The sequence below is a fragment of the Streptomyces angustmyceticus genome (genome assembly GCF_019933235.1).
Lineage (GTDB): Bacteria > Actinomycetota > Actinomycetes > Streptomycetales > Streptomycetaceae > Streptomyces > Streptomyces angustmyceticus.
The window spans coordinates 1,107,962-1,129,713 of the sequence record NZ_CP082945.1 but is presented as its reverse complement, the minus strand read 5'-3'; the positions used below and the strand labels follow the sequence as shown (position 1 = coordinate 1,129,713).

At 68.4% G+C, this 21,752-nt stretch carries 23 protein-coding genes and 1 pseudogene; 13 read left to right on the top strand and 11 right to left on the bottom strand.

Annotated elements, in window-relative coordinates:
• Positions 1-957: an SDR family oxidoreductase gene (locus tag K7396_RS05475; protein WP_086715486.1), complete on the bottom strand. Its 957-nt coding sequence runs from the start codon at positions 955-957 to the stop codon at positions 1-3.
• 84 nt (positions 958-1,041) lie between these two features.
• Entirely contained in the window at positions 1,042-2,226 is a 1,185-nt protein-coding gene (locus K7396_RS05470; RefSeq protein WP_086715488.1) for a zinc-dependent alcohol dehydrogenase, read from the bottom strand.
• 236 nt (positions 2,227-2,462) lie between these two features.
• Between K7396_RS05470 and K7396_RS05465 the strand changes: the two genes are divergently transcribed.
• Positions 2,463-2,828, top strand: a complete 366-nt coding sequence (locus tag K7396_RS05465) for a hypothetical protein (protein WP_086715490.1) — start codon at positions 2,463-2,465, stop codon at positions 2,826-2,828.
• Positions 2,829-2,849: 21 nt separating this feature from the next.
• Here the strand turns inward: K7396_RS05465 and K7396_RS05460 are convergent, their stop codons facing one another.
• The 3 genes from K7396_RS05460 to K7396_RS05450 all read right to left on the bottom strand — a co-directional run bounded on the left by K7396_RS05460 (position 2,850) and on the right by K7396_RS05450 (position 6,783).
• Complete coding sequence (locus K7396_RS05460; protein WP_086715492.1) at positions 2,850-3,089, bottom strand: hypothetical protein; 240 nt, start codon at positions 3,087-3,089, stop codon at positions 2,850-2,852.
• A gap of 134 nt (positions 3,090-3,223) precedes the next feature.
• Positions 3,224-4,519, bottom strand: a complete 1,296-nt coding sequence (locus K7396_RS05455) for a polyprenyl synthetase family protein (RefSeq protein ID WP_086715521.1) — start codon at positions 4,517-4,519, stop codon at positions 3,224-3,226.
• A gap of 1,196 nt (positions 4,520-5,715) precedes the next feature.
• Positions 5,716-6,783, bottom strand: a complete 1,068-nt coding sequence (locus K7396_RS05450; protein ID WP_086715498.1) for a YihY/virulence factor BrkB family protein — start codon at positions 6,781-6,783, stop codon at positions 5,716-5,718.
• A 625-nt stretch (positions 6,784-7,408) separates the two neighbouring features.
• Here K7396_RS05450 and K7396_RS05445 point away from each other — a divergent pair.
• From K7396_RS05445 to K7396_RS05425, 5 genes are all read left to right on the top strand, one after another.
• Positions 7,409-8,431: an acyl-CoA dehydrogenase family protein gene (locus K7396_RS05445; protein WP_223659668.1), complete on the top strand. Its 1,023-nt coding sequence runs from the start codon at positions 7,409-7,411 to the stop codon at positions 8,429-8,431.
• Positions 8,428-9,195: a PIG-L deacetylase family protein gene (locus K7396_RS05440; RefSeq protein WP_086715502.1), complete on the top strand. Its 768-nt coding sequence runs from the start codon at positions 8,428-8,430 to the stop codon at positions 9,193-9,195. Before K7396_RS05445 ends, K7396_RS05440 begins: the two co-directional genes overlap by 4 nt.
• Positions 9,192-9,809: an SAM-dependent methyltransferase gene (locus tag K7396_RS05435; protein ID WP_086715504.1), complete on the top strand. Its 618-nt coding sequence runs from the start codon at positions 9,192-9,194 to the stop codon at positions 9,807-9,809. The genes K7396_RS05440 and K7396_RS05435 overlap by 4 nt, the downstream gene beginning before the upstream one ends.
• A complete protein-coding gene (locus K7396_RS05430; RefSeq protein WP_086715507.1) occupies positions 9,806-10,696 on the top strand; it encodes a glycosyltransferase in 891 nt (296 codons plus the stop codon). Before K7396_RS05435 ends, K7396_RS05430 begins: the two co-directional genes overlap by 4 nt.
• A 943-nt stretch (positions 10,697-11,639) precedes the next feature.
• Positions 11,640-12,086: a hypothetical protein gene (locus tag K7396_RS05425; RefSeq protein ID WP_086715512.1), complete on the top strand. Its 447-nt coding sequence runs from the start codon at positions 11,640-11,642 to the stop codon at positions 12,084-12,086.
• A 633-nt stretch (positions 12,087-12,719) separates the two neighbouring features.
• On the opposite strand, the pseudogene K7396_RS35910 reads toward K7396_RS05425, so the two are convergent.
• From K7396_RS35910 to K7396_RS05405, 4 genes and pseudogenes are all read right to left on the bottom strand, one after another.
• Positions 12,720-13,189: pseudogene (locus K7396_RS35910) on the bottom strand (IS5/IS1182 family transposase); the annotation flags it as partial.
• 235 nt (positions 13,190-13,424) lie between these two features.
• A complete protein-coding gene (locus K7396_RS05415; RefSeq protein ID WP_398685863.1) occupies positions 13,425-13,724 on the bottom strand; it encodes a sigma-70 family RNA polymerase sigma factor in 300 nt (99 codons plus the stop codon).
• Positions 13,678-14,550, bottom strand: coding sequence for an IS3 family transposase (locus K7396_RS05410; RefSeq protein WP_107421206.1), 873 nt, complete (start codon positions 14,548-14,550; stop codon positions 13,678-13,680). Before K7396_RS05410 ends, K7396_RS05415 begins: the two co-directional genes overlap by 47 nt.
• Positions 14,547-14,855, bottom strand: a complete 309-nt coding sequence (locus K7396_RS05405) for a transposase (RefSeq protein WP_223659499.1) — start codon at positions 14,853-14,855, stop codon at positions 14,547-14,549. The genes K7396_RS05410 and K7396_RS05405 overlap by 4 nt, the downstream gene beginning before the upstream one ends.
• A 933-nt stretch (positions 14,856-15,788) precedes the next feature.
• Between K7396_RS05405 and K7396_RS05400 the strand changes: the two genes are divergently transcribed.
• The 6 genes from K7396_RS05400 (at position 15,789) to K7396_RS35635 (ending at position 19,593) form a co-directional block, all read left to right on the top strand.
• Positions 15,789-16,097 (top strand): transposase, encoded by a 309-nt coding sequence (locus K7396_RS05400; RefSeq protein ID WP_223659499.1) that lies wholly within the window; start codon positions 15,789-15,791, stop codon positions 16,095-16,097.
• Positions 16,094-16,966: an IS3 family transposase gene (locus K7396_RS05395; RefSeq protein ID WP_107421206.1), complete on the top strand. Its 873-nt coding sequence runs from the start codon at positions 16,094-16,096 to the stop codon at positions 16,964-16,966. Before K7396_RS05400 ends, K7396_RS05395 begins: the two co-directional genes overlap by 4 nt.
• 260 nt (positions 16,967-17,226) lie before the next feature.
• Entirely contained in the window at positions 17,227-17,850 is a 624-nt protein-coding gene (locus K7396_RS05390; protein WP_086719639.1) for a hypothetical protein, read from the top strand.
• Positions 17,851-17,853: 3 nt separating this feature from the next.
• Positions 17,854-18,828, top strand: coding sequence for an SRPBCC family protein (locus K7396_RS05385; protein ID WP_086719640.1), 975 nt, complete (start codon positions 17,854-17,856; stop codon positions 18,826-18,828).
• 169 nt (positions 18,829-18,997) lie between these two features.
• Positions 18,998-19,381: a hypothetical protein gene (locus K7396_RS05380; RefSeq protein WP_086719641.1), complete on the top strand. Its 384-nt coding sequence runs from the start codon at positions 18,998-19,000 to the stop codon at positions 19,379-19,381.
• 83 nt (positions 19,382-19,464) lie between these two features.
• Positions 19,465-19,593 (top strand): LPFR motif small protein, encoded by a 129-nt coding sequence (locus K7396_RS35635; protein ID WP_263295776.1) that lies wholly within the window; start codon positions 19,465-19,467, stop codon positions 19,591-19,593.
• 141 nt (positions 19,594-19,734) lie between these two features.
• Here K7396_RS35635 and K7396_RS05375 read toward each other — a convergent pair whose 3' ends face one another.
• Together K7396_RS05375 and K7396_RS05370 are read right to left on the bottom strand one after the other, a co-directional pair.
• Positions 19,735-20,136, bottom strand: a complete 402-nt coding sequence (locus K7396_RS05375; RefSeq protein WP_086719642.1) for a hypothetical protein — start codon at positions 20,134-20,136, stop codon at positions 19,735-19,737.
• A complete protein-coding gene (locus K7396_RS05370; protein WP_143589174.1) occupies positions 20,133-20,330 on the bottom strand; it encodes a hypothetical protein in 198 nt (65 codons plus the stop codon). The genes K7396_RS05375 and K7396_RS05370 overlap by 4 nt, the downstream gene beginning before the upstream one ends.
• A 14-nt stretch (positions 20,331-20,344) precedes the next feature.
• Here K7396_RS05370 and K7396_RS05365 point away from each other — a divergent pair, with 14 nt between their 5' ends.
• Complete coding sequence (locus K7396_RS05365) at positions 20,345-20,602, top strand: hypothetical protein (RefSeq protein WP_143589175.1); 258 nt, start codon at positions 20,345-20,347, stop codon at positions 20,600-20,602.
• The last annotated feature ends 1,150 nt before the right edge of the window (positions 20,603-21,752 follow it).

The window sequence follows — 21,752 nt, the reverse complement described above, 5'->3', positions numbered from 1 at the left end:
TCAATCCACGCGGCGAAAGCCAGATCGGACACTCGCCGGGCTGTCCACGGAGTGCTGATGCGGTTCGAGACGCCAGCGTGGACTGCGGTTGAGCCGCTGCTGCGCCTCGGCCGTGTTGTAGCTGGCCCGCGGGGAGGCGACAAAGACGTAGGCGGGGGCCATCTCCGCGGGCTGGGCCGGTCGTCCGAGGGGGGCTTGCTTGCCGAAGGTGGTGTCCGGCAGGGTCGCTGGGATCAGCGGTGTCCATACCGGGCCGGGAGCCACCGCGTTCACGCGGATGCCGTCGGAGGCCAGCATCTGTGCCAGTCCCTGGGTGAAGGTGACGATGGCTCCCTTGGTGGTGGCGTAGTCGAGCAGGTGAGGGCTGGGTTTGTATGCCTGGACCGAAGCGGTGTTGATGGTGCAGCCGCCCGCGGGGATGTGCGGCAGCGCCATTTTGGACAGCCAGAACATCCCGTAGAGGTTGGTGCGCATCACCCGGTCGAACTGCTCGGTGGTGATGGCCGGGATCCCGTCGGGCTGCGATATCTGGTACGCCGCGTTGTTCACCAGGATGTCGATCCGGCCGAACTCGGTGACGGCACGCTCGACGAGCAGCCGGCACTGCTCCTCCTCCCGGATGTCGCAGGCGATCGGTACGGCGCTGCGGCCTGCTTCGGTGACGAGTCGCGTGGTCGCTGCCGCTTCGTCCTCTTCGGCGGGCAGGAAGGTGAAGAGCACATCCGCGCCCTCCCGGGCGAACGCCAGGGCGACGGCCCGGCCGATGCCGGAGTCTCCTCCGGTGATCACCGTCTTGCGTCCTTCGAGGAGGCCGCTGCCCCGGTGGGACTCCTCGCCGTGATCGGGCGGCGGGTCCATCGGCCCCGTCCAGCCCGGGTGGCTCTGGCCCTGCTGCGGGAACTCAGGCTGCGGATGCTTGCTGACCGGGTCGTCCGGGGCCCGTTCTTCAGCCGCCATGTCGACCTCCTGCTGCGTTCAGCCACCGACCACGCCCGCCCGACCCTCGTGCAACAGGGCCCCGGCTCGCGGCGGGCTGCGGTTTCACGGGGTGAGGACTGTCTTGATCATCCCGTCGTCCTTGGCCTGGAAGGTCTTGTACGCCTGGGGGCCGTCTTCCAGGGGGAGGGTGTGGGTGGCGAAGTGGTCGACGCCCAGGACGTCCTCGTCGTTGAGCAGGGGCAGGATGTCGTCGACCCAGTGTTTGACGTTGGCCTGGCCCATCCTGAGCTGGATCTGCTTGTCGAACAGGGTCAGCATGGGTACGGGGTCGACGGCGCCGCCGTAGACGCCGATGAGGGAGATGGTGCCGCCTCGGCGTACGGCATCGACGGCCGTGTTGAAGGCGGTCATGCTGTCCACGCCGGCGCGTGCCATGAGTCGTTCGCCGAGGGCGTCGGGCAGCACTGATGCCATGTTCTGCGCGGCGCGCGTGAGCGGGGCGCCGTGGGCCTCCATGCCGACCGCCTCGATGACGGAGTCCGTGCCGCGCCCATCGGTGAGCCGATGGATCTCCTCCGCAAGGCCCTTGCCGTGCTCGTTCAGGTCGAGGGTATGGACGCCGCGTTCCCGGGCCCGTGCGAGGCGTTCGGGGACCAGGTCGACGCCGATGACCTTGCTCGCACCCTGGTGGAGGGCGATGCGGGCGGCCATGTCGCCGATGGGTCCGAGTCCGAGGACGGTGACGCTTCCGCCCGGCGGGATGGCGGCGTAGGCGACGGCTTGCCAGGCCGTGGGCAGGACGTCGGAGAGGTAGACGAACCGCTGGTCCGGCGGCCCCTGGGGGACCTTGATGGGGAGCGTGTTGCCGAACGGCACTCGGAGGAACTCTGCCTGTCCTCCGGGGACTTGGCCGTAGAGTTTGGTGAATCCGAAGAGGGAGGCGCCCATGCCCCGGTCGGTGACCTGGGTGGTCTCGCACTGTGATTGAAGGCCGCGCTGGCACATCCAGCACGTGCCGCAGGAGACGTTGAACGGGACGACCACGCGGTCGCCGACCGAGACCTCGGTGACCTCGGGGCCGGTCTCCTCGACGATGCCCATGGGCTCATGGCCGAGGATGTCTCCGGGGTCGAGGTAGGGCCCGAAGATCTCGTAGAGGTGCAGATCCGACCCGCAGATGCCGGTGGAGGTGACACGCACGATGATGTCGGTCGGATCCTGGATTTTCGGGTCGGGGACGGTCTCCACACGCACGTCGCGCTTTCCGTGCCAGGTCAGAGCTCTCATCGCTTCTCCTCGACAGTCCCCCTGGGCAAATGGTTCCCCGCTACCACCATGCGTCCGCCTCCGGGGAACCGCAGGGAGGAACAGACAGTGCTCGCCCGTCAACTCTCCGCATCTCCTTGCAGGCTCTGGCCGGGATGCGAAGGCCCGGTCGGGTCTCCAGGCTGGAGGTAGCGGCGCGGGCCCTTGAGCCACGGCGATCGCGGCCTGGCCTGCGGTGCCCCGGAACAGGAGGCGACATGTCCAAGGACCGGAAGTCCTCGCACCCGGAAATGGGCGAGGGCCCCAGCAGGCACAAGGGAAGCGAACACCACGGGTGGTCGCCGGACGTCGACGAGACCCGTCAGCAGGAGAACAAGAGCGCGCACCGGTCCTTCCACCCGGAGCGCTACGCCCCTGAGGCGGACCACAGCAAGGAGGGCGCGGGGCAGGAGAAGGTGCCACCGGCGAGCGAGGTGAAGAGCGAGACCAAGGGCGGCGAACGCCGCGCCGCGCAGAGTGATGAGAAGGGCATGCGCAAGACGGGCACCAAGGGGCCCTCGCGCCGGCCGACCGGTACCCGGGACGCCGAAGCGCACACCGGAGTGGACCCGCAAAGCCCGTGACAGCGGGCCCGGCCGGTGCCGTCAGCGCCGGTGCAGAAGGCCGTCCTTCTCGTACTGCGCCAGCGCCAGGCCGAGACCGAAGAAGGTGGGAGCCCATTCGCCGACGAAGATGCCCCACCGGTCTGCCCGGTCCACATCGGCGGACTTCTCCAGCTTGGTGGAGGCGGCCCAGCTCAGGAACGAGATGCCGATGGACCCCAGAGCGGCGCAGTAGGCGTGCTCACTGCGCAGCCCGGCTTCGTGCAGCTTCTTGATGATCACAGCATTCTCCTCGGTGAAGGACGTCGGTCCTCAAAGAAGACCACTGCGCCACGGCCCGCGCTCCTCGTGCTGCGCCGAATGCATGGACGGCAACGGCACCCGCGGTAGGCCCCTGCCGCATCGCGTTCTGTCCCTCACCAGTGGTCGGCGTCGGCGGTGCTGCCCGACGGTGGTGGCGCGCCCGCCTCTTTCGCCGCCCGCGAGGTGGAGGAGCCCGCGGCGGTGGCGGGTGCACCGGCCACCGCGCACACCAGGGCGTGGAGCCGCCAGCGGGCGCTGGGTTCCAGATCGGCGGAGTTCAGGTGGCGCGTGCTGTGCCTGACGAGCCGGACGATCCTTGTCTCGACTGCCGTTCGGGCACCGGTGACGACGAGCACGTGCCGTACCGCGGTGAGGTCCTCGGGGGTCAGGCCGGGGCAGCCGACACAATCGTCCAGGACAGCCAGGGAGGCTGCGTCGCCGTTGGCCAGCGCTCGCGCGCGGGCCATGGCGACGAGAGGGGTGAGCTTGCCCTGCCGGAGGTCGTCGCCCGAGGGCTTTCCGGTCTGCCCGGGGTCACCGAAGGCGCCGTGGAGGTCGTCGCGGAGTTGGAAGGCGATTCCGGCGCTGCGGCCGGCCGCCCGCAGCGCCCGGGCGGAGGTTTCGTCGGCGCCGGCCAGGGCTGCGCCGAGCGCCAGGGGCCGCTCCACCGAATACAAGGCGCTCTTGAGGTAGGCGATGCGGATCGCGTCGGACAGCGAGGTCGATCCGGTGGCCTGAGCGTGCAGGTCGAGGTATTGGCCTGCGGCCATCTCGGTCCGCATGGCGGTCCAAATCTCCCGGATGCGGCGGCCGGTCTGTGCCGGCAGTTCGAGGTGGGCGACGGTGTCGTCCGCCCAGGCCAGCGCGAGGTCGCCGCCGAGCAGGGCTCCAGCGACGCCCAGCGCCTCGCCCGCTCCCGGCCGAGGGGCCGCGGCGTACTGGGCGGCGATGTCGACCTGCAGGGTAGGTCTGCCACGGCGAAGCCGGGAAGCATCCAACAAGTCGTCATGCACGAGCGCGCAGGTCTGGAGGAGTTCGAGTGCGGCAGCGAGACGCAGCGCGCGGCGGACCTGCTCGTGGTCGTGGCCTCCCCGGCAGGCACGCAAGGCCCACCACAGGAACTGTGACCGCGTCCGCTTGCCGCCGTCGAGCGTGAACCGGGCGACGCGCTCGGCGACATCACGCCCGAAGACGCCGTCCAGGCCACAGGCCGAGCTCGCTCTCTCGCGCAGGACATCAGCGAGCACGGAGCCGACGGCAACCGCCACGTCCCGGTCGACGGATGCTGCTCCTCGCCACGCCACCGCTCGACAGCTTCTGGGCCCGCGGGCACGAGCAGGACCCGGAGGGTCCGGCTGCTGGCCCCTGGGGGAAGTTGGGAGATGCTGGGAGGGTTGCTGTGCCCCCATGTGGTGCATTCCCTCTCCTCTGTGAGCACTTTCAGCAATGACCAGAAACGGACCACAGTTCACTCAGTCGATCACGGGGAGCACTCTCCGGCACGCGGAGCGTCGGGCCAGGACACCGCGTCGCGCCGCCGACTCTGCGGACCGGGACCTGTTACTTGGGGCCGAGGAGGCTTCAGTTGGGGTGTTGTCGGCCCTGTGCCGCTGGGTGCCCCGGGGGAGAGTGGGGTGGGCACAGGGCCGCCGGCCGGTGAGGGGTGGCCGGGACAACGGGTGGAACGCATCGCACCCACCCTGATGGTCTGTCCTCCAGCGCGCAGGGTGTGGATGCCACGCCCGTACGTCAGGCGGTTGGGGCCATTCCGGGCATGCCGGTGTCATGCGTGTGACGTCTGGGAACTCGTGGTGCGTCAGCCGGAGGAACCGGCTGCCGGAGGAGAGGCGGCGCGCTGTGGAGCATGACGGGGATGTGATGGCGGAGCTGGTTGCTGATCACCGGGAGGTCGGGGAGCTCTTCGCACGGTTCGACCAGGCACCCCGGGCAGCAAGGACCGCAAACGGCTTGTGGACGCTCTGGCGATCGAGCTGGTGCGGCACTCCGTTGCCCAGTGTGCTGGAGCTCACCGGGACCGAGGGCGTCTTCCGTGTGTTTCCCAACCTGGCCGACGCTCTGGTCGAGCCGTGGCTCATCAGCCTGCAACCACCCCGATCGAGGCTCTGACAACTGACGGAAGACGAGTTCGGCGCGGGCGCACTGCTCAGTCCGTCGGCGGCGACGAGCGCGGCGACACTCCCGGGGAGCACGCCGTCGTGCACGACGATCCGCAGTGGGCAAGGGCGGCGGTGCCCGTGGCGAGGCACACCGTTAGGTGGTCATCTGGCGCCTGACGCGGTGGCCGGCAACGATCCGGTGCAGGAGACGCTAGCCACGAGCGCACCCGCAGCGGCCGCACCCGCCGCGAGGTACCGGTGGCACCGCCGCGGCGGGTTGCCGTCGGTCGGCCGCGGAAGCGGCTGGTCGACGAGATCACGGCCCCAGCTGCCGATGTGCATAAGCGGCTGCTGCCACTCACCATCCCGCTGGGCCAACGCCGGGTCGAGCTCACCCCTCATCGGTGACAGCGCGCGCCCCTTGCTCATCGACGGGCGTTCTGCCTGCCGCTCGTCTCGCTGACGATCATGTCGATTCCCTGCAGTTCTCAGAGCTTGCGAGTGTCGCGGGGCTCGGCGTAGGGCTCGTCACCCGGGGGATGGCCGCGTTCGGTGGCGCGTCCGCGTTCAAGTTCGGCATTGAACTCCAGCCCGAGCAGGATCGCGATGTTGGTGAGCCACAGCCAGATCAGCGCGACGATAGGGGTGGCGAAGGTTCCGTAGGTCTTGTTGTAGCTGCTGAAATTGGCGACGTAGAGGGCGAACAGTGCAGAGACGATGAGCCAGATGGCCACGGCCAGGACGCCGCCGGGCAGCACGCGCCGGATTCGGCGTTTGACGTTTGGGGCTGCCCAGTACAGCACCATGACACTCAGAGCGACCAGGATGAGCATGACGGGCCACTTGGCGACATTCCACACGGTCACTGCCGTGTCACCCAGGCCCAGGATCGACCCCATCTTCTTGGCCACGGTGCCGGTGAACACGACCCCGACCGCGGTGAGGGCCAGAAGGATCACCACGGCGATGGTGATGCCGAGACGGACCCACAGCGTCTTCCACACCGGCCGGCCCTCACCGATGTCGTAGACGACATTGGACGCCCGCATGAAGGCGGCGACGTAGCCGGAGGCCGACCACAGAGCCAGGGCAATACCGATGATCAACGCGAGCAGGGCCTTGCCCTGGCCGCCCTTCAGCTGCTCCAGGATGGTGGTGAGGAGGCTGCGCACGGACCCGGGCGCGATGCTGGAGAGATTCTTGATCATTGAGTCGATGGCGGAAGGACCCAGCAGACCCAGAATGGACACCAGAGCCAGCAGGGCAGGGAAGATCGCCAGCACTCCGTAGTAGGTCAGGGCAGCCGCCCAGTCCGTGAGATTGTCCTCCTTGAACTCGCGCAACGTGCGCTTCACGACGCCCGCGGACAAACCACCGTCGGCGGCACCCTTCCGGGACGGACGACCGGCCTCGCCGCCGTCGCCATCCTCGTCTGCGCGGGAGCGACGCGCGCCGCCACCGTCGCCGCTCGGGCGTCTGTGAGCGCTACCACCGTGGTCAGCGTCGTCGACCTCGTGGTGTTCTCGGTCCGGACCATCCGAGGAGGGCGTAGCCACCGTGACTCCTTTCGCGAGAGTCGGCGCCCACAGCGGCCGGCGCGCTCAACTCTGCTTCGCATACAACCTCGCTGGCCGGCAGTACCGGCTCGGGACGCTGTCCGCTGAGACGGTCGCAGGACCGCGTCCCCATCACACCCGCTGAGCTGGCTGCTGACACCCGGACGGCACCCACCTGGACCAGCCGCCCCACCTACGGGTGGTGGCTCCCCGCCCCATGCGAGGGGGCGCGGATGCGCACGTTCGGTGACCGCGGTCTTGGGAGATCTCGTGCGAGCGGCCTTGAGCGACCGGGGCCGCAGTGTGACCGTATCCGGCATGGGAACCAGGTCTCTTCAAGAACGCGATCGACCTGGAGCTGTGCCCAGCTGCGGCTGTACCGGCTGTCCGAGCGGCGCATCGACCGCGGCGACGGTCAGGGCCTCTATTGCGTGGCCGGCCCGGAGCGTGTCCTGGGTCGGAGACGAAAGCACTCGGCGACGCAGACCGGGCGGCTCGCCGGACCCCGACTCCAGGGGAGGCGCAGGTCCCGGCCCCGCACACTGGTGGATCTCAAGGTGCGGGGGTGTCGCACGGGACCGCAGACTACTCACGAGAGCGATGCCGTGGCGGAGAGGAGCCGAGGGTGGGGATTCCCGTGCCGCCCGCGGGGACCGGGGCGGCCTCCGCAGCCCGGCCGGGCGCCCCGGACCCTTTTCAGGCGGTCGCCGAGCAGTTCGCCGGACTGGTCGAAGGGCACGTCCTGGACCTTCCCCTGCCCGGCTCCGGGCGGACCGCCGAACGGTTCGGGGCCCTGCGGGCCCTGGGACGGCAGGACCTGTCCGTAGCCCGGCTGGCCGAAGGACATGTCGATGCGGTGGCGATCCTCGACGAACTGGACGGCTGCGCGGCGAACCCGGGAGAGCGGTGGGGCGTGTGGGCGGCCCATGCGCCCGGCCCGGAACTCCACGCCGACAGCGACGGCACCGGCTGGCGCCTGCGGGGCGTCAAGCAGTACTGCTCCGGAGCACGGATCTGCACCCACGCGCTGGTGACGGCCGAGACCGGCCAGGGACGGCGCCTGTTCGCCGTGCGCCTCGCCGACCGGGGCGTGACGCCGGTGCCGGACAGCTGGCAGGCGCTGGGCATGGTGGGCAGCGACACCCTCGACGTCACCTTCCACGACGTTCCCGCGGAGCCGGTCGGGCAGATGGAGGGCTATGTGCAACGGGCGGGCTTCCAGCACGGCGGTGTCGGGGTCGCGGCCTGCTGGCTGGGAGGCGCTCAAGCAGTCGCCGACACTCTGCTGGACGCGGCGGGGCGCCACCCGCTGAACGGGCACGCCGCCGCCCACCTGGGACAGGCGGACTCCCTATTGCACGCCGCCGAGACGGTCCTCGACCGCGCGGCGCAAGAGATCGACGAGGACTTCCTGGACCGCAGCAGCACAGGCCGGGTGCGCAGCCTGCGGGTGCGGGCCTTCGTGGAGAAGGTCTGCACCGAGGTGCTGCAGCACGTCGGACGGGCCACCGGCGCCGGTCCGCTGTGCCGGGACGCCGCGCACGCCCGAGCGGTGGCGGACCTCACCGTCTACCTCCGCCAGCACCACGCCGAGCGCAGCGACGCGGAACTGGGCACCCTGCTGGCGCGCGGCGAGGGGGCCGCGTGAGCGCAGACCTCCGGCAGGCCGCTGCCGACGCCATCGACGCCCCGGGCACCTCAGAGGGACTGTGGGCGGCGTGGGACGCCCTGCACCGTCTGCCCACCGCGGCCCTGCCCGGCGGTCCGGTCGTCGCCGTGGCCGCCCACCCCGACGACGAGGTGCTGGGCTTCGGCGGCACCCTCGCCCGCCTCGCCACCGCCGGCACCGAGGTCCACGTCATGACCATCACCGATGGCGAGATGTCGCATCCCCATAGCACCCTTGTCACGCCACAGCAGCTGGCCCGCACACGCAGCTCCGAACTCCGTTCCGCTCTCGCTGTGTTGGGTCTACCGGACGTACGGCCGGTGCGTCTCGGCGTGCCCGACACCCAGGTCGACCGCCACGAAGCCGCGGTGGCCGGACGGCTCGCCGCTCTGCTGCGCGAGACCGGCGCCGCCTGGTGTGCCGCCCCGTGGTCCGGGGATCTGCACAGTGACCACGAGGCGGCCGGACGGGCCGCCCGCCGCGTGTGCCGGCAGGCGGGGGTGCGGCTGTGGATGTATCCGGTGTGGATGTGGCACTGGGCCCGCCCGGGCGATCCACGCGTCCCCTGGGGCGACGCCGCGCTGCTGCGGCTGCCGGCCGATGTCGCGGCGCTGAAGGCCGCGGCGATCGGGCAGTTCGTCAGCCAGCTCCACCCCCTGGGCGAGGGCGCGCAGAACGCGGCGATCCTCCCGCCGGAGGAGGTCGCACACCACACCCGGCGCTTCGAGGTGATGTTCCGTTGAGCACCCCACCCGGCTACTTCGAGGCCATGTACGGCGCCTCTACGGACCCCTGGGACCTGGCCGGCCGCTGGTACGAGCACCGCAAGTACGCCCTGACCCTCGCCTCGCTGCCCCGGCAGCACTACCGGGCCGGCTTCGAGCCGGGCTGCTCCGTCGGCGTCCTGACCCGCCAACTCGCCGCCCGCTGCGACCATCTGCTCGCGACCGACCGCGTCGCCTCCGCCGTCGCCACCGCCGACGCGCGCAACCGCGACCTCCCGCACGTCGACGTGCGCCGGCTCACCGTCCCCGACCAGTGGCCAGAAGGCACCTTCGACCTCGTCGTCCTCTCCGAACTCCTCTACTACTTCGACGACACGACACTGCAAAACACCCTCGACCAGACCGTGGCCTGCCTGGAACCCGGAGGCACGCTGATCACCGTGCACTGGAACCACCCCGTACCCGAGCACGTGCGCACCGGCCCCGAAGTCGCCACCGCGGTCGCCGCCACCCCGCAGCTGTCCCTGCTCACCGAGGTCCGCGACGCAGATTTCACCCTCCAGACCCTGCTGCGCCGCCGCGGCAACCACAGTGCCCCGCGCTCGCCCGCCCAGCACGAGGACCTGGTGTGAAACGGCCACCACCCCCTCCCTCGGCGCTCGCCGTGGTCATCCCCGCGCACAACGAAGCGCACGAACTCCCGGCCGCACTGGCCGCCCTCCGCATGGCTCTCCGCCACCCGGAGGCAGCCGCAGTGCCCGTGGTGACGGTGGTCGCCGCAGACGCCTGCACGGACACCACGGCCGCGATCGCCGCGCACTGGGGCGCGGCGATCGTCGAACTGCCGGCGCACAACGTCGGGGCCGCCCGAGCAGCTGGCGTGGCGTGCGCCCTCCGCCTGCTCGGCTCCCGAGCGGAGCGGGCATGGATCGCGACGACGGACGCCGACTCCCTCGTACCGCCACGATGGCTGGCCCACCAGCTGCGGTGCGCGCGCCAGGGCTGGCACTGCGTCGTCGGCACCGTGCGCATCCGCCCGCACGCCGCACTCGCCCCTCGGACGGCGGCCCGGCACCGTGCCCACTACTTCGCCGGCCGTCCCGCACCACCCCACCCCTGGGGGCACCCGCACGTCCACGGCGCCAACCTCGGCGTAGCAGCCGCGCCCTACCGCGCGACGGGCGGATTCGCCGCTCTCGCCCACGGAGAGGACCGCGCGCTCGTAGCCGCTCTCGAACAGCGCGCCTACCGCATCCTGCGCACCGACGCCTGCCCGGTGCACACCTCAGCCCGACCCGACTCCCGGGCCCCGCACGGCTTCGGCGCCTTCCTGCGGCGCATAGCGCTCGACGACACACCACAGGGAGACATGCCTCTACGCGCAGCAGACCCGGAGGCGGAGCAGCCATCGACCGCACGGGACGAACGGGGCCGACCCGCCGCGTCTCCGAGCGGAGGAGCAGCTGTTGAGCGCGCGTGCCAGAAGGCAACAGCGCCAGCGCAGCGACCATCTCCTTGACGGGCGCCTCCGGTACCGAGGTGCCCTAGGCGAGGACATACACCTCATCGAGGATGCTGCGCTGCGCCTGCCCCCATCGGCCTCGACGGTCGCGCGTGCATGCGGGGCTTCGGCCTGGGCCTTGGCTGCTTCCCTCTCGTCCGTGCGTCGAGGGCGCGGACTGCGCGGCAGCCCGCAGCAGGGGGCTCATTGCGTCGCACACCGGCGGCCTCCCGGCCGACGTCGGCCCTCTCGTCCGTGATCACGGTCGGCGTGAGGTGGGTGAGGTCATCGCGGCTCTTTCACGGCCGCGATGCTGAGGGGCCGAAACCAGGAGAGCGGTCCGCCCGTACCGACCCTGTCGCCCCGGGCCACGCACTCTGGCGAGCAGCATCGGGCACCCGCAGGTATGGACTCACCGGCACTTGGTAGAGGGCATCGGTGGCGGGCCCAGACCGAAGCCGGCGCGGCGTGTCGCGCACCAGCAGAGCTGTCGGCTTCCAGGCAGCGGAAGGCCGCCGACTCGGACCAGCCGATAGACCTGGCCCCAAGAGTTCCAGCGTCTCGCTCAGTACAGCGACGGCCCGGGCTTTGCGGTCCACGTCAGAGTGCGCCGCGGCATCCCGGGCTCCGGTCGGCCGATGAGCGACTCTCGGAGCCGGTCTGTCCTCACGCCCTTCTCGTCGGTCTGAGCCGCTCGGGGTTCGCTGCCCTTGGTCTCGCTTTTCATCTCGTTCGCCGGTGGCACCTTCTCCTGCCCTGTGTCCTCCTTGCGGTGGTCCACCTGGGGCACGTAGCGCTCCGGCTGGGAGGACCGGTCGTGCTCTCGTTCTTCTGCTGGCGGTGTTCCGAACCCGGGGCTCTTGCATCGCGCGCAACTGCTGAAGAAGGTGCCCGGTGGTGCCTGCGAGCGGATGGGTGCAGCCTGATAACAGCGCTTTCGGGTGATTATCAGGAGCTCGTCATGATTGTGATTCTCGGAGTCATCCTCTTGATCGCTGCGGTAGTCGTCGGCGTCGCCGCCGTTGTTACCAACATGGGTAGCGCACACGAGCTGACGGCAGCGTTCAAGGTATTCGGGTACCACATGACCGGATCCACCGGCATGTTGTTCCTCTTGGGTGCCATCATCGGCGCAGTGGCAGTGCTTGGGCTGAGTCTGCTGCTCGGCGGCATGCGCCGCAGCACCCGCAAGAAGCATGCAATGCGTCAAGCGCTCAAAGGGGAGCGCCACGATGCAGCCGCTGCACGCGGCACGGACCACGAGGGCCGCGTCGACCACCCTGACACGAGGAGCGACCTGGGAACGGCGGCACGGCAGGACGGCAGCTCCCCTCGGGGTGGCCGACCCGACGGTGACGGACACCGTCACAAGTGGCACCTGTTCGGACATCGACCTGCCCACCGGTAGGTCATGAGCCGAGCGAATCGTCCGCATCATCGCGCGCGCCGGGAGCCACTCACCGAGGTGGCCGAGTCGCCCTCCAGTGCGCCGTCAGCCCGGCGAACGTAGAGCGTCACGGTGTACCTCGCGACAAGCGCCGAGCGGTACGCCGCCCGAAGCTTGCCGGGTAGCCGTGCTGTCGCCCGACTGTTCGGCGGAGCCTCAGGAAGCCCGCGACCGTCACTGACCCTAGACGACCGCGGGCTTCAGGCAGGGAATTTCCCCTGAGGTGTGTGGGTGGGGTGGACGGGTCACATATGCCGAACGCCGCCACCCAGAAGCTGCTGCGGCTTTCATGGCTTTGCGCGAGGGCGCCACAGGGCGCAATTCGGTACCGCCCCGCATTATGGGTGCCGGGAGACGGTGAATGCCCACCCGGGGGAGGCTGGGGCGCAGCTCGCGGGCGGAGGCGTCAAAACCCGTCGTCGGTGGCGGGCCGATCCAGGTCGCCCAGCCCTTTCGCGCGGCGGGGTGAGGTTGCCTGGGTGAGCTGAGCCGTGCCAGTGCGAGCACGGAGCCGGCTCGATATCACGCAATGCCGGATTGTGGTCATTAGACGGTGTCCTATGCGGCGAGGCGGACCAGGCGCTTGTAGTAAACGTCGAAGTCGGGCGGGCGGTCACCTGACCTGACAGCCTCGCCGCAGGCGGGGCCGATCTGGTCGAGGGGCTGCGGTGCTGCGCGGATGCCTCGGCGTCGCAGGTGGCTGCGGATGGCGGGATGAGTGGGCCCGGCCGACCAGCACGGCGAGGGGCTGGTTCTCAGCCTGCCCGGGCCGTTTCGCGGCACGGGGATGCCAGACATCGCCGTCGCGAAGGTAGGGGCGTCACCGGCTTGGCCTGCGGTGACGGTGAAGGTCAGAGGCCGTGCAGCGCCGTCGGCGGCCAGGTGTGCCTTGGTGTTCAGCTCGCCGCGGGAGCGTCCAAGTGCGCGATCGGCAGGCTCGCCGGAGCACGTCGCCTCTTTTTGCGTGCTCCCGCGGCGTGCTGGTGGGCCCGGATGCCCGTGGAGTCCACCGGCGTCGTCCAGTCGATGTCGTCGTCGGCGTCTGCGGGTGCCAGGACGGCGGCCGGCGTTCTTTCGCCGTCGGGAGGCGTCGTCAGGCGGGCAAACGCTCCCACCGTGGACCGGGCGTTCCGGCCAAGGAGCATCACTACGAAGAGGTCAAAGAAGAATAGTGAGGGCCGTTTCAACTATGGGCAAGGAGCAGCTGCGGCGGGCTTACGGGCAGCTGAACCTCTTGCCCCGGCAGGCCCATGCGGAGGCAAGTGGCATGCTGTGAGCAGCAGTTGAGGTGCTGTTCAGTCAGTCGGTGGCCAGCATCTCTTCCCGCAGGTGTGTGCAGATGCGGGTGATGAGGCGGGAGACGTGCATCTGGGAGAGGCCGAGTTCCTCGCCGATTTCGCTCTGGGGCATCTCGGCGCCGAAGCGGAGTTCGAGGAGAGTGCGGTCGCGGTCGCCGAGCTCGGCCAGGTGTGGCTTGAGAGCCTGGATGTCTTCTGCCAGTGCGAGGGCAGGTGAGCTTGTTCCGCTTTGACGGACACCCTTGGTGTGGTGGTCAGGCCGCGAGGGCGGTCTCGTAGTCGGCGGGACTGCGGTAACCAAGGCTGCTGTGCAGTCGGTGCAAGTTGTACCAGCCCTCGATGAAGTCGAAGATCGCGGTGTGGGCAGAGGCCCGACTGGGCCAGGCGGCGGTGCCGAGCAACTCACGTTTGATGGTGGCGAAGAAGGACTCGGCAAGGGCGTTGTCCCAGCATTGTCCGGTGCGTCCGACAGAGAGACGGACGTCCAACTCATATGCCAGGGCGGCGAATTGCTGACTGGTGTATTGGCAGCCGCGATCCGAGTGGAAGATCACCGGATGGGCAGGGCGACGCTGCTGGCAGGCAGATCGCAGAGCATCGGCGACCAGATCGGTCCGCAGGTGGTCGGCGGTGGCCCAGCCCACCACCCGCCGCGAGGCGATGTCGATGACCGTGGCCAGATAGAGCCAGCCCTCGTCGGTCGGGACGTAGGTGATGTCGCCGCACCAGCGGGTATCGAGTCCCGCGGCGTCGGGGGCGAAGTCGCGGACCACGAGGTCGGGCCGGAGGGCGGATCGAGGATCAGGAATCGTGGTGGTGTGCCGTCGCCTGCGGTGCCGGCCCTCCAAACCGGCCGCCCGCATCAGCCGGGCAACCCGGCGGCGGCCGCAGCCGGCGCCTTCCTGCTTGAGTACCGCATGAACGCGCGGGGCCCCATAGGTACCGCGTGAATGCTCGTGGACTGCGGCGATCCGCCGGGTCAGCTCGGCGTCCTGGACGGTGCGGGGACCGGGCTTGCCGCTACGGCGGGCGTAGAAGGCGGTTCGGGAGACCTTGAGCAGTTCACATGCGCGCTTGACGCTGTGACCAGCGCGTTTCTCCGCCTCGATGAACGGGTGCACCGTCACCGGGTCTCCTTCGCGAAGAAAGCCGTGGCTCGCTTGAGGATGTCGACGTCCTCGCGCAGTCGGCGATTCTCCCGCCGCAAGGCGGCCAGTTCCTCGCGTTCGCTGCTGGTCAGCCCATCCTTCTCACCGGCGTCGACCTCAGCCTGGCTGACCCACAGCCGCACCGCGGTCTCTGTCAGGTCGAAGTCCTTGGCCACCTGGCCGACCGAGCGGTCACCGCGTCGGCACAGCTCGACGATCTCGGCCTTGAACTCCGGCGTGAACGAGCGGCGAGGGCGTGGCTTCTTCTTCCCCATGCTCTCCATGATGGACATCCTTCCGGGGCAGGGCCCCTGATCTCGGATGTCCGTCAAAGCGGATCAAACCCAAGGATCCTCGGTGCCGATGAGGTCGGCGACAAAGCCGGTCTGCTGATTGGAGCCGGAGGCTTGAACGGGCCGGTCTATGGAGTCACATGTGCTGAGGGTCCTCGATCTGCGGCAGCACCGTCGGGGCCGGGACGGCACACACCTTCGACGTGGTCCCCTGCGCTGCTCGTGCCGTCATGGTGCTGTTGCTCATGACCGGCTCCCTCCGGTTGCTGAGCCCCCGTCACCAGGCCCCTACCCGGCACGGCCACGAGCACGCTCTGTCAGCCGCGTCGGGTCCGCTCACCCGTCGGAGCGGGTGGACCTGACGTCTGATCGTTCGACAGTTGGTCGCGGCGTCGGGTGCGGAACCAGGATTACGGCCACGCATGCGGGTCCGATCGACTCCACAGACAGCTGATTCGGGGGTGGTTCGTGCCGTCCGGACCGGGCGACCTCTGCCGCGCCCGTACCTGGCGCGGCAGAGCCGGATACTCGTTCGGCCCGCCGGATAGCGTGAGACGAAAGCCGCACCGCGTCCTGGCGTAACCGCTCTCCCGGCATACGAAGCCGGCAAATCAGGCATCCGTACCCGGGGCGGACGGCAGGATCGACAAGTTCGTCCCGGCCGACCGGGGCGGAAAGGAAGCTGTGCCGGCCTGACGTCCGGTCGCAACCCGGACCCCGCAGCGGTGTCCGGGTGGACTCATCGTGCAGTGAATGCGGACGGACTGTTCACGAGTCGGACCGGGCTCCCTGTGGGGAGCCTGATCACGCGCAAGTCATCAGCGATCGTGATTCGAAAGCCTCGTGAGCACCTGGAGCTCTTGGGTTTGATCCGCTTTGACGGACATCCGAGATCAGGGGCCCTGCCCCGGAAGGATGTCCATCATGGAGAGCATGGGGAAGAAGAAGCCACGCCCTCGCCGCTCGTTCACGCCGGAGTTCAAGGCCGAGATCGTCGAGCTGTGCCGACGCGGTGACCGCTCGGTCGGCCAGGTGGCCAAGGACTTCGACCTGACAGAGACCGCGGTGCGGCTGTGGGTCAGCCAGGCTGAGGTCGACGCCGGTGAGAAGGATGGGCTGACCAGCAGCGAACGCGAGGAACTGGCCGCCTTGCGGCGGGAGAATCGCCGACTGCGCGAGGACGTCGACATCCTCAAGCGAGCCACGGCTTTCTTCGCGAAGGAGACCCGGTGACGGTGCACCCGTTCATCGAGGCGGAGAAACGCGCTGGTCACAGCGTCAAGCGCGCATGTGAACTGCTCAAGGTCTCCCGAACCGCCTTCTACGCCCGCCGTAGCGGCAAGCCCGGTCCCCGCACCGTCCAGGACGCCGAGCTGACCCGGCGGATCGCCGCAGTCCACGAGCATTCACGCGGTACCTATGGGGCCCCGCGCGTTCATGCGGTACTCAAGCAGGAAGGCGCCGGCTGCGGCCGCCGCCGGGTTGCCCGGCTGATGCGGGCGGCCGGTTTGGAGGGCCGGCACCGCAGGCGACGGCACACCACCACGATTCCTGATCCTCGATCCGCCCTCCGGCCCGACCTCGTGGTCCGCGACTTCGCCCCCGACGCCGCGGGACTCGATACCCGCTGGTGCGGCGACATCACCTACGTCCCGACCGACGAGGGCTGGCTCTATCTGGCCACGGTCATCGACATCGCCTCGCGGCGGGTGGTGGGCTGGGCCACCGCCGACCACCTGCGGACCGATCTGGTCGCCGATGCTCTGCGATCTGCCTGCCAGCAGCGTCGCCCTGCCCATCCGGTGATCTTCCACTCGGATCGCGGCTGCCAATACACCAGTCAGCAATTCGCCGCCCTGGCATATGAGTTGGACGTCCGTCTCTCTGTCGGACGCACCGGACAATGCTGGGACAACGCCCTTGCCGAGTCCTTCTTCGCCACCATCAAACGTGAGTTGCTCGGCACCGCCGCCTGGCCCAGTCGGGCCTCTGCCCACACCGCGATCTTCGACTTCATCGAGGGCTGGTACAACTTGCACCGACTGCACAGCAGCCTTGGTTACCGCAGTCCCGCCGACTACGAGACCGCCCTCGCGGCCTGACCACCACACCAAGGGTGTCCGTCAAAGCGGAACAAGCTCACTCTACGAGTTCGTCAGGCAAACCCGAACTGTGTCGTCGAGGTGTGGTCCGGCACCGAGGGCGATTTACCTGGGGAGATGCGCGTCTGAGGATGTGGGGTGAAGGTGGGAGAAGAGAGCTTCTGCTCCCAAGAGGCGCTGCGAGACATCTGGGGAGCCTCGCACCGGGGCCGCACGGTGCCTGAGCGGCGCGATCCCACGAACGTGACATGAGGCCATTCATGGAAACCGATACGAAAGTCACTCTGGCTGCAGCGCTCGCGGCTGGATATGTACTGGGCCGCACCAAGAAGGGCAAACTCGCCATCGGGGTCGCCTCGATGGTCGCCGGTCAGGCGCTGAGTCCGCGAGAGTTGATCGGTCAAGCGCTGCGCAGCCTCGCGGCCACTCCCCAGGCCGCCCAGCTCATGGACCAGGTTCGTGGTGAGCTCTTGGAGTCCGGTCGCACCGCGCTGTCTGCGACAGCCGACCGCAGTCTCGGGGCACTTGCCGGTGCCCTGCAGAAACGCACCAGCGCCCTTCAGGGGCCCCCGGAGGACGAGGAGCCAGCCGAGGGCGAAGAGCCGGCCGAGGATGAAGAAGAGGGCGAGGCCGAGGACGAAGAAGGACCGGCTGACGACGAGGAAGAAAGCGCGGACGAGAGCGAAGAAGCAGAGGGCGAAGAGGAGAAGCCCTCCGGGCGGCGACCGGAGAAGTCTTCGGCGAGCCGTGCCCGCACAACGAAGTCCCCGGGCAAGAAGGCTCCGGCGAAGAAGGCTGCCTCCGGTAAGCCGGCGGCGAAGAAGAAATCCGCCAAGAAGACGGCTGCCAAGAAGACATCCCGCCGTACCAGTCGCAGGAGGTAGGTCATGGCCACGAAGGAGGGCGACTCCACTCCGGACAAGGCTTCCGGCCTTGACATGCTCAAGGAGCAGCTGTCCGGATTCGCCGAAGCGCAGGGCCAGAGGCTGGTGGACAAGGCCGGAGAAAAGATCAGTGACCTTGCACAGGGGCTGGGAGACGTGGGGGACGGCAACAGCACCCTGCTCAATGTCGGGAAGCGGGTGCTCGGCGGCGGCGAGTCACCTGTAAAGGCTTTCCTCAGCGAGAAGGCCGGTGACCTCAAGGACAAGGCAGTCGACACCGTGAAAGGGTTCTTCGGCGGTGGCGGCAAGGCCGGGGACAAGAAGGTCACCAACATCGTCGAGGTGATCGACATCGGTATGCCCCTGCGTACCGTGTATGACCGATGGACCCAGCTTGAGGAGTTCAGCGGCTTCACCAAGGGCGTCAAGAGTGTCACGCAGTCGGACGAGATCGAGAGCGACTGGAAGCTGAAGGTGGCGTTCTCCAACCGCAGTTGGAAAGCGACCGTACAAGAGCAGATTCCCGATGAGCGCATCGTGTGGAACTCGGAAGGGGGCAAGGGCACCACGCGCGGTGCCATCAGCTTCCATGAACTGACCCCGGAACTCACCCGCATTGTCGCTGTGGTCGAGTACTACCCCGCCGGCTTCTTCGAAAAGACCGGCAACATCTGGCGCGCTCAGGGACGGCGCCTGCGTCTGGACCTCAAGCACTTCCAGCGGTATGTCACGCTCACCGACAACGAGGACCTCGAAGGCTGGCGCGGTGAGATCCGCGATGGCGAAGTCGTCCGAACCCACGAAGAGGGACTCGAAGACGACGAAGATCGAGACGCCGAAGGCGAAGAGGACCAAGAGGTCGAGGATGAGGAAGACTCCGAAGACCTGGAGGACGAGCCCGAAGAGGACGAGCCCCCCGAAGAAGACGAGCCCGAAGAGGACGACGAAGACGCTGAATACGAAGAGGAAGAAGAATAAGATGCGCCGGAAGGAAACGCACGTCGGTGCAACTGCGGGTGCAGTTTATGGCGCGTGAAATGCGTCTGCAATTCTCGGCGATTTCACTATTCTGCGGCGTGAACTATCCTGGCAGTGACGCCACGCTCGCCGGCTCGCGGCGCGGCGTACACGAGAGGCGGATCCGCTCATGACCAAGCATGAAAAAACACCCCACCCTTCCCACGGCGAAGGGCCGAGCCGCCACAAGGGAACCAAACAGCACGGATGGTCTCCTGATATCGACGAAACCACGCAACAAGACAATCCGAGCGCGCACCGGTCGTTCCACCCTGACCAGTACGCCCCCGAGACCGGACCTCGCAAGGAAACGTCCCAGGAAGAGATGGAGGGCGTCACGGGCGACACCGTCAAAAGTTCCTCCCGTCGCGGAGAAAAGCAGGGCGGCAGGTCCCAGGAGAAGGGAATGCACGACGAAGGCCGGCGAGGCCCTTCGCAGCGCCCCAGCGGCAGCAGGGATGCCGAGGCATCCTCCGGCGTGGACCCGCAGGAACCGCGCTCCAAGTCGGACTGAGCTGCCCAGCTGACGCATCACGACCGCACGGCGATCCGCAGCACGTCGCCCGCCGCGGTCGAGGAGACCCTTGGAGGATCGACATGCTCACGGCCATCGCAGACGTACTCAGGTCTATCGGCGGGGCCATCGCCACCGTCGTCACCCTCCCATTTCGTGCCGTCGCCCGGCTGTTCGGCGGAGCTGCCGACAGCGCCCACGGACGCCACTGAACCCTCGCTCTGCCCAGGCCGCGGACTGGAACTTCCCGGCAGGCCGGGCGGCGCCCCCAACTAAGCGACCAGCGCGGCCTGCGTTGGCTCGCCGCTGCCCTGTCCTTCAGCTGCGTCCCGAACCGTGAACGGGACGTGGTGTCATTCGACGCGGTGTGCTCTGTGGTGGGCGACGCTCAGGTCGACACGGGTGGGGAGGTTGTCCCAGCCGGCGGATCGGCGTGCTCGTTCGACGGCGTCGTGCAGGCCCTTGAGGATCTGCTCCGGGCCGGTGCCCGGGCCAAGGGTGAGGTCGATACGGGTCTGTGGGTGCGTGTGCTTGCCGTAGAACAGTGCTCGGCTGTCCCGGATGCCCGGCAGCGTGACGAGGTCGGCGGTGAGCGCGTCGCTCAACGCGTGGTTGCTGACCGTCACCGTGTCCTCGGTTGAGTCTGCGACGGTCAGTTGGCGGGGGTGGCGCCGATGCTGGGACAGCAGCCACGCCACGGCGAGCGGCAGGAGCAGGGCCAGTGCCGCGATGGTGGCCGGCCACCACCAGCTCATGCCCGTCCACGGGGCCTGATCGGCGGATGGGACCAGGACGTTGCTCGCAGTGGTGAGCGGCCAGCCGGCCGGGGTTCGAGGTGTCGGCGCCGGTAGATGTCGGCGCCGTCGGCGAGCACCAGGAGGCCGCCGCCCAGCAGCACGAGTCCGAGCAGGGCGAGCAGAGTTCGGTTGGTCTTGGCGTGTTCCCTCATCGTGTTCTCAAGGGATGGTGCGCAGGCTGCGCACCGAGGTGACCGCGCATGTCGATGACGAGGAGAACAACCTCTTTCTCCAGATGCGCAGCAACGTCGATGCCGCCGTGCTGCTGGAGCTGGGGGACAAGATTCGCCGCTCGAAGAAGACAGCCCCTACCCGCCCCCATCCCACTGCCCCGGACCCGCAGCCGGTCAACAGGAGGCTGCGGCGTCGAAACTGCCGCCGGTCAGGGGCGCGTGGCGCAAGTCGGCGTAGGCGCGAACCGTGAAACCGGACGGTCTGGGGGTGCGCCAGGGGGCTGAGGGGTCGCTGGAAGGTCGCAATCCGACCAGCAGATCACATTGGACGCGGTACTGCCTCGGACGCTTACACGTGCCCCCGCTGCCAGGTGGGGTGAACGCGGCTGCGAGGTGCGCAGTCGGTGACAGTGAGACGTTGTATCTGCCGGTGAGGTGCCTGAGTAGCAGCCGCTGCTGCTTCGTTCAACTCCAGTCATCTATAGGGCGTTTGAAGGAATCGAATGGTTGTACCCTGGTGCGACAACTGGCATCGGTCTCGACTCCGGACGCCGCTGAGGTCTGGACCATGGCGTGCCGCATGACCCGGGGAGTCAGCCTATTTCCCGGCGCAGCGCCGCCGATGCTGACTTTGTGCTGACTTGCTGACCTGGAAAAGCCCTCTGACCTGCAACGATGCCTTGCCGTGCCTTTTCGGCTTCCATTGACACCGGGTTGGCGGCAGCGTTGCGGGTGTAAGGGGTTGGCCAGCATCTTTGCAGCTCAGGGGTGGTGCAGAGTGGATTGGTGCATGTGCATGTGTCGCCACCTGTCACCACCTCTGGCAGGGTGCATGCTGACTCAATGCTGACTTTGCTGACGATTCGTCAGCTAAAATGTGATGGTGCGTCACATCGCCTGCGTGTGCCTTGAGCCAGGGGAGCGGGCAGCCTCGCTTGCCCGAGCTGTTGAGCAGGCTCGATCTTTGCAGTTGACTCCGGTGTAAACGTCTGCCCTGTGAGCTTGTTCGGTGTCCGGGAAATGCTGTTAGAGGCGCGATGGCCAAGGATGACGTGCTTGGGGTGGCGCAACAGAAGCGTCATGCTGGCGGAGGGGCTTGTATGCCCATCTCGATCGAGGCCCCCGCTCTCAATGGGGGTGCCGGCAGCGATTAGTGGATGGCGGAAACGGCCGGGCGACGAGGCTGGATGCTGCTGAACTTGCAGGGCGATCTGCGGCGGTCTCCGAGGTGATGATGCCCACTAGATTTTCCCCGCATCGACGTCATCGACATTGATCCCACCTCGCACGCATCGCCCCCGTGGGCTGCGGCCCGGCCTGTTAGCGGGCAGTTTGGATTACCCGCCGACGGCCAGTTAGTGGGGAGCTATCTGGCCGTCACGATCAGGCCAGTGATCGACT